This window comes from Mariniradius sediminis (genome assembly GCF_021491425.1).
Lineage (GTDB): Bacteria > Bacteroidota > Bacteroidia > Cytophagales > Cyclobacteriaceae > Mariniradius > Mariniradius saccharolyticus.
Genome location: NZ_JAKEVZ010000002.1, coordinates 409144 through 425634, shown reverse-complemented (window position 1 = coordinate 425634; position 16491 = coordinate 409144). Strand labels below are relative to the sequence as shown.

Below are 16491 nucleotides of genomic sequence, written 5' to 3'. Positions count from 1 at the left end.
ATACCGATTGAAAAAAGAACTAAAATGGAAATATATACCCAGGAAAGGGCTGAAAGGCTCGATCCAAACCAGTTAAAAATTCAATTCAACTAACAAAAAACCGTCAACCTATTTTAGGCACACACAAAGAAGCGAGGAATGATGAATTCACAATGATGAATGTATAAAATGCACGCATGGATTTCGAATCTGCCCGTGGTACTGCCGACTGCCGCTGCACACTTTTTTTCTTGGCGTCTTGGCAGTCTTGGCGAGAAAAATATGAAGTACGTGAAGTGCGGGTCTTTTGTCTTGGATCTTTCATCTTGGAAAAGTAATATGGTTTCTAGGTTTTTGATTAAAAGTCGGGGAATGGTCGGGTGGAGGTCGGGACACTGTCGGGACATGGTCGGGAGACGGTCGGGCGGCTACCGCCAAAAAGTGGGTGTTTGGGCGGGGAAAATTGAATTATTTCTCACGGAATTGAATATTTCCAATGCTTTCAATTCTGCGTTTTTCGGTGGAAAGATGTATGTGTTGGCCCCTGGTTTCAATCGTTTTTTTTCAGATACCAAGACCTTCGGGTCTTTAGTCTGGCGTCTTGAACCTTATATCTTGAATAAGTGATATACTTTCTGGGTTTTTGTCGAAAAGATAGCGAATGGATAACGAATAGATAGGGTATCGATAGGATATAGATAGGGAAAGTATGAGTCAGGTGGTGGTGTATGGAAGACTGGAGATCATCGTAAATATTTTTGAATTGTTGGTTCCGATACGCAGGATAAAGTATGGAATGGTCTGTGGGGACAAAGACCATTGGAAAATAGGGCTAGGGTCACAAGTAAGGTCTAGCTATCCCCTAGTTTGGTACTACTTTGGTACTGCTTTGCACCTAGACTGGTATTACTTTGCAGCTAGACTAATACTGCTTTACGACAGGACTGATGCTGGGGTGAGAGCAATCTATGGGCCACGTAAAGACGCAGAGGGGAAGAATGATGAATTTAGAATGATTAATTGATAATTGGCGACCGGCCCTTGTTTCTTGGCTCTTGTCTCTCATATCTAAACCCTTGGCCGTGTTGGCGAGAAAACAATAGGCAAGGAAGATGCGAAGTAGTTTTAAGAAAGAAGAAAATCTGCTATTCCCCCCTCGCCTAGTTTGAGTAAGAGTGTAATGTTTATGAAGCTTCTTGAATCCAGGACCTTGCAGCTGGCTGTATTGACCTTGTTGTTTGCAGGGATCAATGGGTTTTGGTTTTGGAAAATGGGGATCATGACGGATTATGATACTTGGGGGTATTTGGAATATGCTGACGAGATTCGGGAGGAAGGGATTTTTTTCAAGCCGCACTGGTTTTGGTACATCGGCTATGTGCTCTTTGTGCTCCTGGCCCAAAGTATCGTGCCGGGATTGGAAGGCATCGTTTTGTTCCAATACGTGTTTGCCTATTTCGGCATGGTGGCCTTGTATTTCGCTGCGATCAACCTGTACGGCAAGCCCAAAACTGCTTTTGTTGCCTGCATCTGGGTGTTGGGATTTGTGATGATATCCTTTTGGAACCTGTTTGTCTACGCGGAGTCGCTGATGATCAGTCTGTATTGCATGGGTTTTTACTTTTTGTCGCTGGCGCACAGGGGCAAGGTGACTCTTGGAAAAGGCATACTAGGGGCCGCGGTCCTTGTTTGGGCGATTTTGTGCAAGCCAACCGGAGTTGCTTTGCTGGCGGGATTAGCTGCTATAGCGACGGTTTGGGCATGGAGGAAACTGCCGTCGGTGGGTTGGAAAATTGCTTTTTCCGCCGCTGTGATTGTTGGATTCCTCGGACTTTTGAATCAGATGCTAGCTACATTCGGCATTGTTGAAGCCTATCAAAATGGAGAGATTGTGTACAATGTGCACAAGCTTCCTGCGTATGCTTCCTACTTACAGCTCGCTGTGCCGGCGAACCTGGATTTGCCCGCCCAAGACCTGCAACCCATCTCCAAAATCCTTTACCTGTGGGCGTTTAATCCGATTTACTCCCTGAAATTATTTGGGGCCAAGTTGTTTTATTACTTGCTGTATGTCAGGCCCTATTATTCCTGGCCGCATAACATGCTGGCTTTGGCCCTGTTGCTGCCGATGTACTGGGCCTTTATAAGGGCCATGCTGGGAAGATCGCTTGGGATTTATCCCAAAGCATTTTCCCTGACGGTAGTAGGCTGTTCGGCATTGAGTGTGGCCTTGCTTGCCGACAATTGGAATTCCCGCTTCCTGATGCCTGTGTTGCCATTGGTGTTTTTGGTGGGAGGAAATCCTTTGAACGAATCAATAGCAAATGCAAGAAAGGCGACTACCAAATGAAGGTATTCACCGGAATTGAGGAGCAAATACCTGCGATTTAAGAGACAATTTCATGAAATGTAAAAACATCAAATATGCAGAACATGCAGTTGTCCAAATGTTTAAAAGGAATATTAGTACCTTTGAAATTGAACACACAATATCGGGTGGGCAGATAATTAAAAATTATTTGGACGACAAACCCTACCCCAGTGTTCTGATGATTGGTGTCTTGGACGACAAGATCATTCACGTAGTAGTCGCGCATAATTCAGACAAGGAAGAATGTATCGTCATTACAGCCTATCTTCCGGATCCTGAAATCTGGAATAAGGATTTTAAATCAAAAAAGTAATCATTATGGAATGCTCAATCTGTAAAAATGGCAATACAAAGCCCGGTAGGGTGACCGTCACTCTTGAAAGGGATCATACCATTGTTTTGTTAAAGGATGTCCCTGCGGAGGTCTGCCAAAACTGTGGGCATTATTATTTGGATGGGCCGACCACGAAATTAGTCTTGGAAAAGGCAAACGAAGCCCATGAAAAGGGCGCTGAGTTGGAGGTAGTTAAGTTGAACGTTGCCTGAATTGAGCGGTTTTTTCCGATAACATGTTTTTTTGAAACAGCTTTGAATACTTTTTGGCTAGTCGATATTCTCTTACCTAATTACAATCATTCATCCGCCACGTTTCCCCCTGGTGTTTTTGGTGGGGGCGGAGACGGTAAACAGTTGTCGTTTTCATTATGAAAAAGTTGAATAGTTTTCTGTTTTTAGAATCGAAGATTTCTACTGTATCAAGTTGAAATTTTGAAAGATATATGGTCATAGCAGGAGCGGGTGGACATTCTTTGGAGGTTTTGGAAGTGCTGATAGCCCGTCAAATGACGGAGGGTTTGGCCTTTTTTGACGATATCAGTGCCAACCTGATGATTGAGGGAAAATATCCCGTCATCAAATCGGAGGAGGCTTTGCGGGCGCATTTTTCCCAAGATGCGCGGTTTGTATTGGGGACGGGGAATCCCAAGCTGCGGAAAAGGTTTTTCGAGCGGTTTACTGCACTGGGGGGAAAGCATGTTTCCATCCAAGGCTTGGACAACCTATGCAGCGGGGCGGCGGAAATCTCGGGCGCGGATATCATGAACCGCTGTGTGATTGGACCCAAAGTAAGTATCGGCAAGGGAACACTTGTCAACACCGGGGCACTGGTGCACCATGAAGTGCAAATCGGGGAGTTCTGTGAAATCGCACCCCGTGCCGTGCTGCTTGGAAAAGTGAGCCTGGGCAATCAAGTGATGGTCGGTGCGAATGCCACGATCTTGCCTGGTATCAAGGTAGGGGATGGGGCGGTGATAGGGGCCGGTGCGGTAGTCACGAAGTATGTATCGAGTGGAGTGACAGTGGTGGGGGTGCCGGGTAAAATTATAAAAACAAATGAATAAGACGATTATCGAGCCAAGCAAAGGCTGGCAGTTTATAGATTTTAAGGAGCTTTTGCGATACAAGGACCTGCTGTATTTCCTAACGATTCGTGGTATCAAAGCCAAATATGCACAATCAGTACTAGGAGTCGGATGGGCGATTATCCAACCTTTATTCACAACGATTGTCTTTACCGTGGTATTTGGGGGATTGGCCAACGTGGACTCGGATGGCATGCCCTATATTCTCTTTTCCTATTTGGCCTTATGGCCATGGAATTACTTTTCAGGTACACTTTCCGAATCTGCAAACAGCCTTGTGGCCAATGCCAATATGATCACCAAGGTGTATTTCCCGAGGCTGATACTTCCGCTGTCTGCCATCTTTTCCAAGCTGCTGGATTTTATCATTTCCTTTGTCATCCTCCTCGTGTTGTTGATCTATTTTAGGGTCAGTCCAGGTTGGACCTTGGTGTTTCTTCCGCTGCTGTTGGTCCAGTTGATGTTTACTTCTTTGGGTATCGGGATGATCTTGTCTGCCATGGCAGTGCAGTACCGGGATGTGAAGTATGCGCTGACATTTATTGTCCAGCTAATCTTGTACCTAGCGCCTGTCGTGTACAGCACGACTGCAGTACCAAGCGAATGGCAGTTTGTCTACTCCCTGAACCCAATGGTCGGTGTGATTGAAGGAATCCGGGCGATGTTCCTTGACAGACCTATGCCTTGGGAGTGGATATGGCCAGGGGCGATTGTGGCGGTTGTTTTCTTCGTTTTTGGACTATTTTACTTTCGCCGAATGGAAAAAGTATTTGCCGACGTGGCGTAAGAATCGTCGTTGCCTGCCCCTCTCCCGCCTCCTGGAGTGTAGGCAATGACGAAAGGGTTCTAAAGACTTTATAAATCACTTCAAATTTGAAAAAAGCAGATCAGTTTCTAAGGGAAAAAGTACTTCCCATTTTTAAAAATCGACTAAGCGAAAAAGAGCTCAGAAGGATCAAGAACTTTGGGAAAAGGCTTTTGACTTTCCATAAAACTTCTGATTTGACTTTCTTGGCTCAGATATATGGCACTGACAAATGGGGAGAACACTGGTACACCCCTCATTACGAATTCCATTTCCAAAAACTCAGGAAAAAGAGGATCAACCTGCTTGAGATTGGCGTGGGTGGATATGATAAACCTTACAGTGGAGGGTCCTCACTTAGAATGTGGAAACGCTATTTTTCCAAGGCGAATATCTTTTCCTTTGACATCTATGATAAAAGCCCCCATCAAGAATCCAGGATAAAAATATTCCAAGGCAGTCAGGTTGATTCAGAATTCCTTGATGCGGTTTGTAATGAAATCGGAAATCTGGACATCATTATTGACGATGGTAGCCATCTCAATGAACATGTGCTGTTCACTTTCCATTATCTATTTCCCAAGCTTAAATCAGGGGGGATTTATGTTGTTGAGGATACTCAAACTTCCTATTGGGAGCATTATGGAGGTCAGGTGGAGGAGAGAAACAATCAGGGGACTATTATGGGGTACTTCAAATCTTTAGTCGATGGACTCAATCATGTAGAGTTTAAGAACAAGCGTTATGAACCCACCTATTATGATCTCAATATCATTTCCATCCATTTTTATCATAACCTTATTTTTATCTACAAAGGAGATAATCAGGAGACTTCCAATTTGAATAGAAAATCATCCTAGTTTCCAATGACCATCAAACATTTTGTTTTTTCCAGATTTAATGTACAGTATCTCGAAATGGTACCTTTCAATCTTGGATTGGATCCTGAAAAGTGGATGGAGGAAAGAATTCAGCTGTTTTTTGATTATTGTTATCCCAGTGTCAGGCATCAATCGCAAAAGAATTTTCAATGGGTGGTATTTTTTGACAGCAGAACACCAAAAGTATTACTTGACCAAATATCAGCGCATGATGCAGATGGGATTATCGAATTCAAGTTTACAGATCATTGGGATAAAATGGATTCCGAAATATTGAATATCCTGAAAGCGGTGGAAAATGATGTCGACCTCATCATTTCCAGTAGATTGGACTGTGACGATGCGCTTTCGGAAAAGTTTGTCCAAACCATACAGACAAAAGTTACTCAGGAGAAATGCCAGCCGCCTTATGCGCTTAATTGCTCCAATGGCATCATTCTCGATGTAAATTCAGGAATTTATTATCGAAAAATGATGCGGAGTAATCCCTTTATATCCATGGTTCAGGATAAGGATTCCTTGGATAGGTCCATATTTGGATTACAGCATCAGGTGGTTTCAGATCAAATCAATACCATCGAAATAGAAGACCCCAAAATGTGGCTACAGGTAGTCCATGGAGGAAATCTTGTCAATAAATCTTCAGGCCTTCCCTTGGCAAAGAATCTTAGCGGTGAGTTTCATGTTAATTCAAGGACCGACGAAGCTAAAGTCAATCCTTTTGCATTGGTTTCCGCTTACCTGAAATATGTGGGCGTAAGGACCAACAATCTGAAATTTAAGATAAAACAGGCCATAGGGAATAGTAAATGAACTGATCTATTTCTCAATCAAAAGCAGAAAAAAGCGACATGCTAAATAGAATTAGGTATTATCTCCGAAAAATGAGAGGTGATATCCGAGCAAATGAATACATCTATTATCCCAAGGATTTTTTTGTTGATGAAGAAAGGGTGTCTGAGGTTTTTTCAAAAATCTATTCCAAGAATATCTGGGGGTCGAAGGAAAGTGTGTCCGGGAAAGGGTCAGAAACAAAGCATACCAAAATCCTGCTCAAAAAGCTCAATCACCTGGTGAAACAGCTAAAGATTAAGAGTATGTTGGATTCCCCCTGCGGTGATTTCAACTGGATGCAGCAACTTGACAAAACAGGTATTGATTATACCGGTATGGACATAGTAGAGGATTTGATCAAATTCTTAGATGCTAAGTATAGGAATACGCCAGGGATTTCTTTTGAGGCAGGAAATATCATTGAAGATGACCTGCCCAAAGTTGATCTGATTTTTTGTAGGGACTGTCTGGTGCATTTCTCTTTTGAGGACATTCAAAAGGCACTGGCGAACTTTAAGAAGTCTGGATCGAAATACCTGCTTACCACCACCTACATCCACAGGGGCGTAAATTTCGACATTCGGACAGGGGGATGGAGGGCCATTAATCTTCAAAAGGCTCCCTTTAATCTCCCGAAGCCTATGAAAGTCATCTGGGAGGATAATTTGGATGATTTTGGTATGTACCATGACAAATGCATGGGTCTTTGGGATTTAACTGAAATTGAATTTTAATCCATTTATTGATGTCGAAAACCATCATCAAGGTAGAAAACTTGTCCAAGCGCTATCGAATCGGACTGAAGGAGGAAAAGGCGCAGACATTTGCAGAGCAGCTTGTCCGGACGCTGAAATATCCGATCCAAAACTTTCGGCAAATCCGCAACCTGGGCAAATTCGGAGAAGAAGAAGAAGGCGTACATTGGGCACTAAAAGATGTCAGCTTCGAGGTCAAGGAAGGTGAGGTGCTAGGAATAATCGGTAAAAACGGTGCTGGTAAATCTACCCTGCTTAAGATTCTTTCCCGTATCACGGAACCGACCTCCGGGAGGATTACTGTGGAAGGTCGCATTGCAGCACTTTTGGAAGTGGGGACAGGCTTCCATCCGGAACTTTCCGGTAGAGAAAATATCTATATGAATGGGACCATTCTCGGCATGACAAAAAAAGAAATTGACCGAAAACTGGATGAGATTATTGATTTTTCGGGTATTGAAAAATTTGTGGATACCCCAATCAAGTTTTATTCGTCAGGAATGAAAGTGCGATTGGGTTTTTCCGTAGCCGCACATTTAGATCCGGAGATTTTGGTGATTGATGAGGTATTGGCGGTGGGGGATTTTGAATTTCAAAAGAAGTGCCTTGGGAAAATGGAGGATGTGAGTCAGAAAGAAGGAAGAACTGTACTTTTTGTAAGCCATAATATGGAAGCCGTTAGAAACCTGTGCGGTCGTTCAGTACTATTAAAGGACGGAAACCTAGAGGCTATTGATGAAACTTCAGAAACACTCAAATCATATTTGGTCGGTGAGGTTAGTAACAATTATCTAAATGTCCAAGAGGCTGGTATAGTGGGGAAGGGAAACAAGAATATCCAACTGGAAGAAATCATTGTATCTTCTAATAAAGATCGACTACAAGAATTAGAAACAGGAGAACCCCTGTCGATTAAATTAAGATATAAGGTTAAAAACAATCTTAACTTATCGAAAGCCAGAGTTGATTTGAGAATAGACAATCAATATAACCAAAGGATTCTCTGGATGAGTTCTGAATCCAAGAGTGGATTTGAGTTTGGCAAAAATGAGATTGTTTTTGAATTTCCCAAAAACCCATTGCTGCCAGGGACTTATAATCTGACTGTATACATCCACGATGGTGTTGATGTTGCCGATTGGTTTTCAAATGTTTTGACTTTTTCGGTAGACAATTCTGGAGACCTTTTTAATACATTAAAGGTCCCTGAAGGTCAAACAAATATTTACCTCCCTTTTGAAGTACTATGATGAATTGGTTAACAAGCTTGAGAGATAAAATATTCGGGGTTGAGAAATTAGAATACCGAATTGTCAAAAGGACGATGGAATATTCAGACTTTAAGTTTAAAGAACTTAAAGCGATTGAGATTCTGAGGCCATATTTTCCGAGCAGTTTTGTGTTTGAGACAGGCTACACACTTTCATTTCAAGAAATCCAACATATCGCAAACGATATAGTGATTCACAGACCCGCAACTATTTTGGAGATTGGGTCAGGACTATCTACCATTATTTTGAGTAACCTGATATCCGAATTGGGATACAAGCCGGAGTTCATTAGTATTGACCAAGACGCGTCGTGGCAAAAACATCTTCAAGGCCAATGTAAAAATGTTGATTTTTACGATTTCGAGATTGGGTCAAATTCTGAGTTTGCTATGGAAGGGGGGAAATGGTTTACAATTCCCCCAAACTCTATACTCAGGAAAAAAAAATATGACTTAGTAATCGTTGATGGACCTAAGGGATATGAATCTAAATTTGCAAGATTCGGTATTGTCAACTTTCTTAAAGAGAGGGTAAATGAATCTAGTATAGTTTTTTTGGACGATACTGACAGGGAAGACGAAAAATTTATATTAAAACAACTGAAAGAATTGCCTCCTTTAAAATTTTCCCAATCCTTCAACAAATATTCGAGACTTTCAAATAAACAGGCTCTCGTAACCTCCCCGTCGTAATGGATCAACCTTTAGTATCCATTTTAATCCCTAACTACAATAAAGCGTCATTTCTAGCAGAAACCTTAGATTCTGTGATTGGACAGACTTATGCCCATTGGGAATGTATCGTAGTAGATGATCATAGTACGGATAATTCATGGGAGATTCTGGAGTCTTATTCTAGAAAAGAGCCGCGGATAAAAATATTTAAGAGGCCCGAAAAAAGAAAAAGAGGAGGGAATGCTGCAAGAAATTTTGCCTTCGAGATGTCAAACGGTGAATATATTAATTGGCTGGATTCTGATGATATTCCAGATCCAGAAATGTTATCACGGAAAATTCATCTCCTTGAAAGTGAAAAAATTGATTTTGTGATTGGAGGGGTAAAAAAATTCAACTCATCTGTTACAGAATCAGAGGAATTTAAAGAATTGGACTACGATCATTTGGACTCAGATTTAGCCCTTAACTATGTTAGGGGAGTTTTTTGGTTCCAAACAGCCCAACCTTGTTTTAGGAGAATATTTTTGGAAAGGTTTAACGAATTATTTGATGAAAACTTATTAAAAAGCCAAGAGGCAGAATTCTTCACTAGGATTTTGTTGTCTAAACCACAATTTAAATTTGAATCAAAGTCTACGATATATTGGAGAATTAGTGAAGGGTCAAAGACGGTAAATTATTGGGGACTATCCTATTCTCAAAAATATTTGGTAAGTTATCAAAGCTATAAAAAGATATATTCGAATTTTTTGGATTACCGTAGGGAGTTGGATAAGCCTGTAATTTCATTCTTTAAAAATGTATTTAACGACATGCTTTTGTTCTTACCTGCATTTTCAAATGAATTTTGGGACTTATTCATTTTCGGTACCCGATACAACCTTTTCAAAGGAAGATTTCAAGGAATAAAGATATTGGGCATTAGGTTTTTAAAAACATTAAAATTGATTTGATTCCCAAGCTTATCCATTATTGCTGGTTTGGTCCCGGTCAGCTTTCTGACTTGGAGAAATCCTGTATCGAGAGTTGGAAGAGGATATTGCCTGATTACACTATCAAGTGCTGGGATGAGCATTCATTTGATGTAAACAGGTATGAATTTGCAAGGGAAGCTTACAAGCTAGGGAAATATGCTTTCGCCTCTGATGTCTGCCGCTTACATGCCCTTTATGAGGAAGGTGGGGTTTATTTGGATACGGATATGATGGTCATCAAGACATTCGATGACTTGCTTTCCTTTGATGTATTTATCGGCGAACAAAAGGAACAAAGTCTGAATGCGGCTATTATTGGCGCAGCACCAAAACATCCCGTAATCAAGGGGTTACTTGAAGGATATGAGACCGTGAAATTTGATTACTTTGACCCTTTGGATATTCCCAAGTATTTAAATACTTCCTTGGATAGGGAGCTGATTAAGGTGTTTCCAAAAGAATATTTCTATCCGCTTGCTTATGCAGAGAGGGGGAATCTTTTCAAAGATTATATCAAACCCGAAACCTACACCGTCCATCTTTGGAATCATACCTGGAAACAGGAAAGGGATTACCTGCATGATAAGAATTTTACAATGGCCCTAAAGAGGTATTTCCAGAGGATATTTACTTCTCCAAAAACCGTATGGAAAGATACCTTTCCAGTGGATTTTCTGAAATATTTTTTTGCTGCCAAGTTGGGGTCTGTTTACCGGATGTATAAGAATCAATCCTGAAATGAAGCGGTTGGCAGAAGACTTATCTTCCTATTCTCAATATTTGTCAGGCGCCGATGGGAAATTGATTGTGCTTTCCACCTATTTTTCCTCCAAACAGGACCCGGTAAGGGGAGGCTTTCAGCAGACCGACAACTTTGCCTATATCCAACATTGGTACAACAGTGTGCAAAAGCATGACCTCCATGCAGTGGTATTTTACGATAGGCTATCAGAGGACTTTATTCAGGAATACCAAACCGAAAAAATCAGATTTATCCGATGTCAGTTGGGGAAGATGTCACTGAATGATGAAAGGTTTTTTATTTATCAGGAGTTTATACCCTGGCTTCCAGATGGCAGCTTTGTCCTGACTACGGATATCAATGATGTGGTAATCAATAGAAACCCATTGCAGCTGATACACGCAAAGCCAGAAAAGCTTTTTGTCGGAAGGGGTAATAGAAAGGTATGGAAAAATGGCATTTGGACTTTGACTGCGCTTAGGCAATTCCATGATAGGTTCAATAAGGCTATACCTGTAAGTTTTCTGGATTACCCTGTTTTTAATCCCGGGACGATTGCCGGAAGAAAAGACCTTGTTTTAGCCCTCTTTCACCAAATGACGCGGGTTTTTGAGGTTTTGGCGGATGCGAGGAATTATGACATGCCTGTTTTTAATTACGTGCTCAAAGAGAACTATTATCCCGCTTCAGGTTTTTGGGATAGAAGAGTCCCGTTTAGCTTGGCTTGGAACTATTGTTACTATGGATATAGACTTCGTCGAAAACTGGAGTTCAGCTATCGTAAAGAAAAATATGACCTTGTATCCCATCAGGATTCAGTGGTCGAAAATGAAAAAATATATGCGGGTTTCCCCTTTGTCAGCATGTTCAGCTGGTATGAAAATCCGTCAGAAGCTTATTTGATACATAAATGAAACCAATCAAGAAATATTTTCACCATCATCTGGCTAGACCATTCTATGAGATCATTAGGCCATTGCAGCCCATTTTGAATCTTAAAAAAAGGACATTCTTTGATAAGTTCAAGGTTAGGACCCAAAAAGGAACTGGTTTTTGGCTTTACAACAATGCCTTTGCTTTGGAGACGGAGATTTTTTGGAAGGGCTTTGACAAAATCAACTGGGAAATGAAAACTAGGGAAATATGGGAGGAATTAAGTAAGTCTTCTAGAACCATCTTGGATATTGGTGCCAATACAGGTGTTTTTTCGATTCTTGCCAAAGCATCGTATCCAAATGCAAGTGTTTTTGCCTTCGAGCCGCAGCCAAATATTTTTGAGGTATTAAAGAAAAACAACACCATCAATGGTTTCGACATCCATTGTATCCCTTTGGCACTTTCTGATCAGGAAGGGGAATTGCCTTTTTACAATACCGGATTTTCTACTTTTGAAGGGAATAACACCACCCATGGAAGCCTGAACAAAGAATGGAGGACTGAAAAGCAAGCTTCCATTATTGTCAATGTCGATCGTTTGGACAATTTTTTGATCAAGCAACAAGTAGGGAAAGTTGATTTGGTCAAGATCGATGTGGAGACCTTGGAATATGAAGTTCTTAAGGGTTATGGAAGCCTACTGGATAAGCACCGTCCTATTCTCATCTTGGAAATACAAAACCAAGATATCGGGAAAAAGGTGGCAAGTCTGTTTGATATTCATTCTTATTTCTTTTTTTGGGTCAATGAAGACAAAGGACTGCATTCTGTACAATCACTTGGGGAAAATACATCCCAAGAACATTTGAACTATTTGATTTGTCCTGAAGAAAAACAACAATTGGTTCAGAAGTTTCTGGCAGATGTCTAAGCGAATACTCATCATTCCTTCTTGGTACCCAACATTAAAACAACCATTGAATGGCTCGTTTTTTCAGGAACAGGCACGGTTTCTTCAGGGAAATGCCAATTTGGAAATACATTTGCTTTATGGTGAGAAAAAATCCACGCCTTTACTGCGTTGGATTTGGATGTTTGTACAGTCTTGGTTGAATAGTACCTGGCCAATTTCAAAGGAAAAAGTACAGCAGGACCCTCCTGCTTTTGGATTTTACTTCCCTGCCAACAGAAGAGTGCCCGATGCATTGCGAATCCAATTAGAGCAGCGCTTGTTTTGGAAAGCTTATCAAAGTCTGATTCGAACAGGTTGGAAACCCGATCTGATTCATGCCCAAAGTGGCATGGATGCAGGTATTTTTGCCAACCATATCAGCAATAGAGCGAATATTCCATTTGTACTCATTGAGCACCAAGTGGTGATTTTCCATCATTATTCGAAGAATAGGGCCAGCCTGGTGTTGAGTGCTTACAGAAATGCCCATAGATTGGGTGCTGTCAGCCAAGCCCAAAAGCGGCAAATGCTGATGCATGAACCGATGTGTAACCCATTTGTTGTTCCCAATTTGGTTGATGAGACCAAATTCAGGTTATCTGACCGTTCCTTACTTTCTTCTTTTCAGATTCTTACGATCATGTATCCCCATACCATCAAGGGTTTTCGAACTTTTTTTGAAGCGATGAAGAATTTGAAGGAGAAGGGTATGAATTTCGAGTTTAAAGTAGTTGGCAAAGGAGGGGAATTGTTTAGGCAAGAAATTCAAGAGATGGGTTTATCAGGTCATGGGCAATTGATCGAGGAACTTGAAAGAAATGAAATCGCTGAGGTTTTTGCAAAATCCCATGTTTACGTATGCAGTTCTGATTTTGAGACCTTTGGGATTGCTCCTAGGGAAGCAATGATTTGTGGGCTGCCGGTAGTCAGTACCGCAAATGGAGGGGTCGAGGACGGCATTACACCTGAAATAGGTTTGATCGTTCCGGTTAGGAATGCGGAGGCTATGGCTGACGCGATTTTGCAGATCAAAATGAATTATTCCAAGTATGATCCAAATGCAATCCGAAAACTTGCGGTTGCACAATGTGGTAAGGAGTCATTCCTTCGTTCTATGCTTTCGTTTTACAATATTTGATGGAAAAGCATCAGATGGCCAGTCCTAAATTAAGTGTATGCATGATCGCTTACAATGTAGGAGAATACATTGGGGACGCAATAGAGGGGGTACTAAACCAAAAGGCAGATTTTGAGATTGAATTGGTGATTTCCAACGATACCTCATCGGATAATACTGAGGAAGTTGTCTTGAAATATGTTAAAGAACATCCTCGTGGGAATTGGATCAAATATAAGCGACAAGAAAAAAATTTAGGTTCCACGCTGAATTACTTATGGGCTTTGGAGAACTGCAAAGGTGCCTATATAGCACTTTGTGATGGCGATGATTTTTGGACGGATTCTTCGAAATTGCAGAAGCAAGTGGATTTCCTGGAGCAGCACCCTGAGTTTATAGCTTCATTCCACAATAGGCATAAACGTGACAAAGCGGGCAAGACGATATCAAATTCCATTCAGGAAAAAGAAAAGCGAAATTGGGATTTCGATGGTTTGATTTCTACTATGCCTGAAATCCCATCAGCCTCGGTTGTGTTCCGCAAGCCTCCGAATTTCAAGCTTCCTCAAGAATTCGAGAAAGTGGTAGTAAATGGAGATACTTTTCTTTGGGCCTATGTGTTGCAGTTTGGTGACTTTTACTTTGACGCAAGTATAGGCCCCTCCGTATATCGAATCCACCCGCAGGGACTTTGGTCCTCAAAAAGCAGCTATCGGAAGTCAAAACTCTCTTTGAATACCTACCGATTATTGGATTCCGCATTTCCCGGAAAGGCGAGTATCAGATCGCAGATTTTCAACATCCGTTTCCACTTGTTTTATTATGCGATTAAGGAAAAGGAATGGGCAGCTGGGCTTGGCTATTATTTCTCCAACATTTTTGGATTGTTGGCCTATCCGAGGGGTTGGAAGGTTTTTTTGGCTTTTCATAAATCAATTCTTTTTAAAGGAAAGAGATAGGTGTTCATTTCCGTAATTATTCCCTATTACAAGGATTTTGACAGTTTACTGCTTGTTCTTTATTCATTGGACAGGCAGACATTATCCCCGCAAAATTGGGAAGTGATAGTTGTCAACAATGATCCGGATATTTCTTTGGTGTTGCCTGAAACTTTGTCTCAGACTTACAGCCTGTGCGTTTTGGAAGAGCACAAGGCTGGTTCCTATGCTGCCCGGAACAAGGGAATTGCAGCCGCGAAAGGAAATATTATTGCATTTACTGATTCCGATTGCCTGCCGGATGTCGATTGGTTGAAAAATGCACAGGAACTGTTTTCCAAGGATTTCAAAAAGGAGATCGGGATTTTGACGGGGCCGGTTCCCTTGTTTTTCAAGGATCCTTCCCATTTGACTGATGCGGAGATCTATGAGAAATATACCGGTTTCACTACAAAGGTTTATGCCGAAGAGGGGCATGCCATTACGGCCAATTGGTTTTCCTATAAATCCGTTTTGGAGGAGTTTGGCTGCTTCAATGATGCGCTGAAATCTAACGGGGATTCTGAATTGTCAGGAAAAATCAGCAAAAAGTATCCTATAGTGTACCGGGATAATGTTTTGGTAAGGCATCCTGCAAGGTATCGAACAGACGATTTGGTGAACAAGTATAGGCGCCTATTAGGTGGGGCTTACACCAGAAAATTCAAGCTTGACCTTAAGGGATTTAGGTGGTATGTGTTGGATTTCATTTGGAAAAGGTATCGGTTCGCCTTAAAGAAACTGTTGACCATTTCGAGTATGGAATCAATTCCAATTTTCCGTGTGTGCCATGCAGTCAACAAAGGGGTGTTAAAAGAATACTTCAATCTCGTTAAAGGTGGGGATACTAAACGGTGAGACAGGAAAAGTTCGAGAAATAGTATGATGCCTTTGGTTTCTATCATCATTCCAGTATACAATAAAGCTGCCTTTATCCGGGAAACCTTGGATTCGGCTTTGGCCCAGACCTATCCCAATACCGAAATCATTTTGGTCGATGATGGATCTTCCGATGGCTCTTTAAAGATATTGGAAAAGTACGCCGAGGATTTCCCCGAAAAGATCCGACTGATTGCCCAAAAAAACGCAGGAGTTTCTCCGGCAACCAATAAGGGTATCCAGATGGCAAAAGGAGAATATATCCAATTCTTGGATGCAGATGATTTGTTGTCTCCTGAAAAAATCGAGCTTCAGATGAGGCTTCTAGAAGACAAAAATAAACGAACCATGTGTTCTTGTGAGTGGGTGACTTTTTTGGATGATCCAGAAAGACATCAGCGTTGGAATTTGCGGATTTTCAAAGATTACAGTAATCCAGTTCATATGGTCATGGACTTGTATCACCATGGAGAAATGATGCAACCAGGTGTATTCCTTTGCTCAAAGGAATTAATCCTAAGAGCAGGTCTATGGGATGAAAGTCTCACGATAAATCAGGATGGGGAGTTTTTCTTAAGGGTCATGTTGCAGGCGAAGGAGGTTCTGTTTGAATCTTCGGCCAAGGTTTTTTACAGAAAGCCAGGGGTGACCAATGTCTCCCAGCAAAAATCCTACCGTGCTTCCCAATCACTCTTGGAGAGTTACCGATGTTATGAACGGGAACTTCTCAAAAAAGAAAATTCCGAGCGGGTAAGGGAAGCGCTTGCCAAGAATTACATGAGGTTTATCTATGTCACCTACCCCAAGTATCCGGATTTGATCAAGGAGGCAGAAAAAGAGATTAAGAAATTTGCTTTTACCAAGCCCGTCCACATCGGTGGTCCCAAATTCCAGCAAATCTCGAAATGGATAGGATTTAAGAATGCGGTGAGGGTGAAGCGGTGGTTAGGGTGATCCCGTCATTGCGAGGGGCGGTCCAA

19 protein-coding genes are annotated in these 16491 nt (G+C 41.6%); all 19 read left to right on the top strand.

What is annotated here, in order from left to right:
• Nucleotides 1-688 precede the first annotated feature (688 nt).
• The 19 genes from L0U89_RS04495 (at nucleotide 689) to L0U89_RS04405 (ending at nucleotide 16465) form a co-directional block, all read left to right on the top strand.
• Complete coding sequence (locus L0U89_RS04495) at nucleotides 689-1003, top strand: hypothetical protein (protein ID WP_234860431.1); 315 nt, start codon at nucleotides 689-691, stop codon at nucleotides 1001-1003.
• Between the two features lie 162 nt (nucleotides 1004-1165).
• Entirely contained in the window at nucleotides 1166-2329 is a 1164-nt protein-coding gene (locus L0U89_RS04490) for a hypothetical protein (RefSeq protein WP_234860430.1), read from the top strand.
• A 52-nt stretch (nucleotides 2330-2381) separates the two neighbouring features.
• On the top strand, nucleotides 2382-2663 hold the full coding sequence (locus tag L0U89_RS04485; RefSeq protein WP_255777811.1) for a DUF4258 domain-containing protein: 282 nt from the start codon (nucleotides 2382-2384) through the stop codon (nucleotides 2661-2663).
• 5 nt (nucleotides 2664-2668) lie between these two features.
• Nucleotides 2669-2896 carry a type II toxin-antitoxin system MqsA family antitoxin gene (locus tag L0U89_RS04480; protein ID WP_234860429.1) on the top strand — a complete coding sequence of 76 codons (228 nt, stop codon included), beginning with the start codon at nucleotides 2669-2671 and terminating at the stop codon, nucleotides 2894-2896.
• 233 nt (nucleotides 2897-3129) lie between these two features.
• Entirely contained in the window at nucleotides 3130-3750 is a 621-nt protein-coding gene (locus L0U89_RS04475; RefSeq protein WP_234860428.1) for an acetyltransferase, read from the top strand.
• Complete coding sequence (locus tag L0U89_RS04470) at nucleotides 3743-4558, top strand: ABC transporter permease (protein ID WP_234860427.1); 816 nt, start codon at nucleotides 3743-3745, stop codon at nucleotides 4556-4558. The genes L0U89_RS04475 and L0U89_RS04470 overlap by 8 nt, the downstream gene beginning before the upstream one ends.
• An 86-nt stretch (nucleotides 4559-4644) precedes the next feature.
• Nucleotides 4645-5436, top strand: coding sequence for a class I SAM-dependent methyltransferase (locus tag L0U89_RS04465; RefSeq protein WP_234860426.1), 792 nt, complete (start codon nucleotides 4645-4647; stop codon nucleotides 5434-5436).
• Between the two features lie 6 nt (nucleotides 5437-5442).
• Complete coding sequence (locus L0U89_RS04460) at nucleotides 5443-6270, top strand: glycosyltransferase (RefSeq protein ID WP_234860425.1); 828 nt, start codon at nucleotides 5443-5445, stop codon at nucleotides 6268-6270.
• A 38-nt stretch (nucleotides 6271-6308) separates the two neighbouring features.
• A complete protein-coding gene (locus L0U89_RS04455) occupies nucleotides 6309-7025 on the top strand; it encodes a class I SAM-dependent methyltransferase (RefSeq protein WP_234860424.1) in 717 nt (238 codons plus the stop codon).
• An 11-nt stretch (nucleotides 7026-7036) separates the two neighbouring features.
• The gene (locus L0U89_RS04450) at nucleotides 7037-8296 is read left to right on the top strand and encodes an ABC transporter ATP-binding protein (RefSeq protein ID WP_234860423.1); all 1260 of its coding nucleotides are present in this window, start codon (nucleotides 7037-7039) and stop codon (nucleotides 8294-8296) included.
• A gap of 17 nt (nucleotides 8297-8313) precedes the next feature.
• Nucleotides 8314-9009 carry an O-methyltransferase gene (locus L0U89_RS04445; RefSeq protein ID WP_234860422.1) on the top strand — a complete coding sequence of 232 codons (696 nt, stop codon included), beginning with the start codon at nucleotides 8314-8316 and terminating at the stop codon, nucleotides 9007-9009.
• Nucleotides 9009-9947 (top strand): glycosyltransferase family 2 protein, encoded by a 939-nt coding sequence (locus tag L0U89_RS04440; protein ID WP_234860421.1) that lies wholly within the window; start codon nucleotides 9009-9011, stop codon nucleotides 9945-9947. The genes L0U89_RS04445 and L0U89_RS04440 overlap by 1 nt, the downstream gene beginning before the upstream one ends.
• Entirely contained in the window at nucleotides 9944-10705 is a 762-nt protein-coding gene (locus L0U89_RS04435) for a glycosyltransferase (protein WP_234860420.1), read from the top strand. Before L0U89_RS04440 ends, L0U89_RS04435 begins: the two co-directional genes overlap by 4 nt.
• A 1-nt stretch (nucleotide 10706) precedes the next feature.
• Nucleotides 10707-11624, top strand: coding sequence for a hypothetical protein (locus L0U89_RS04430; RefSeq protein ID WP_234860419.1), 918 nt, complete (start codon nucleotides 10707-10709; stop codon nucleotides 11622-11624).
• On the top strand, nucleotides 11621-12517 hold the full coding sequence (locus L0U89_RS04425) for an FkbM family methyltransferase (RefSeq protein ID WP_234860418.1): 897 nt from the start codon (nucleotides 11621-11623) through the stop codon (nucleotides 12515-12517). The genes L0U89_RS04430 and L0U89_RS04425 overlap by 4 nt, the downstream gene beginning before the upstream one ends.
• Nucleotides 12510-13676, top strand: coding sequence for a glycosyltransferase (locus tag L0U89_RS04420; protein ID WP_234860417.1), 1167 nt, complete (start codon nucleotides 12510-12512; stop codon nucleotides 13674-13676). The genes L0U89_RS04425 and L0U89_RS04420 overlap by 8 nt, the downstream gene beginning before the upstream one ends.
• Complete coding sequence (locus L0U89_RS04415; RefSeq protein ID WP_369413240.1) at nucleotides 13676-14614, top strand: glycosyltransferase family 2 protein; 939 nt, start codon at nucleotides 13676-13678, stop codon at nucleotides 14612-14614. The genes L0U89_RS04420 and L0U89_RS04415 overlap by 1 nt, the downstream gene beginning before the upstream one ends.
• A complete protein-coding gene (locus L0U89_RS04410; protein WP_234860415.1) occupies nucleotides 14615-15490 on the top strand; it encodes a glycosyltransferase family 2 protein in 876 nt (291 codons plus the stop codon).
• A gap of 24 nt (nucleotides 15491-15514) precedes the next feature.
• On the top strand, nucleotides 15515-16465 hold the full coding sequence (locus L0U89_RS04405) for a glycosyltransferase family 2 protein (protein WP_234860414.1): 951 nt from the start codon (nucleotides 15515-15517) through the stop codon (nucleotides 16463-16465).
• The last annotated feature ends 26 nt before the right edge of the window (nucleotides 16466-16491 follow it).

Coding starts and splice junctions, on each gene's coding strand:
- L0U89_RS04420 (WP_234860417.1), top strand. CDS start 12,510: ATGTCTAAGCGAATACTCATCATTCCTTCTTGGTACCCAACATTAAAA.
- L0U89_RS04440 (WP_234860421.1), top strand. CDS start 9,009: ATGGATCAACCTTTAGTATCCATTTTAATCCCTAACTACAATAAAGCG.
- L0U89_RS04455 (WP_234860424.1), top strand. CDS start 6,309: ATGCTAAATAGAATTAGGTATTATCTCCGAAAAATGAGAGGTGATATC.
- L0U89_RS04460 (WP_234860425.1), top strand. CDS start 5,443: ATGACCATCAAACATTTTGTTTTTTCCAGATTTAATGTACAGTATCTC.
- L0U89_RS04450 (WP_234860423.1), top strand. CDS start 7,037: ATGTCGAAAACCATCATCAAGGTAGAAAACTTGTCCAAGCGCTATCGA.
- L0U89_RS04490 (WP_234860430.1), top strand. CDS start 1,166: ATGAAGCTTCTTGAATCCAGGACCTTGCAGCTGGCTGTATTGACCTTG.
- L0U89_RS04470 (WP_234860427.1), top strand. CDS start 3,743: ATGAATAAGACGATTATCGAGCCAAGCAAAGGCTGGCAGTTTATAGAT.
- L0U89_RS04480 (WP_234860429.1), top strand. CDS start 2,669: ATGGAATGCTCAATCTGTAAAAATGGCAATACAAAGCCCGGTAGGGTG.
- L0U89_RS04425 (WP_234860418.1), top strand. CDS start 11,621: ATGAAACCAATCAAGAAATATTTTCACCATCATCTGGCTAGACCATTC.
- L0U89_RS04415 (WP_369413240.1), top strand. CDS start 13,676: ATGGAAAAGCATCAGATGGCCAGTCCTAAATTAAGTGTATGCATGATC.
- L0U89_RS04475 (WP_234860428.1), top strand. CDS start 3,130: ATGGTCATAGCAGGAGCGGGTGGACATTCTTTGGAGGTTTTGGAAGTG.
- L0U89_RS04495 (WP_234860431.1), top strand. CDS start 689: ATGAGTCAGGTGGTGGTGTATGGAAGACTGGAGATCATCGTAAATATT.
- L0U89_RS04430 (WP_234860419.1), top strand. CDS start 10,707: ATGAAGCGGTTGGCAGAAGACTTATCTTCCTATTCTCAATATTTGTCA.
- L0U89_RS04485 (WP_255777811.1), top strand. CDS start 2,382: ATGAAATGTAAAAACATCAAATATGCAGAACATGCAGTTGTCCAAATG.
- L0U89_RS04405 (WP_234860414.1), top strand. CDS start 15,515: ATGATGCCTTTGGTTTCTATCATCATTCCAGTATACAATAAAGCTGCC.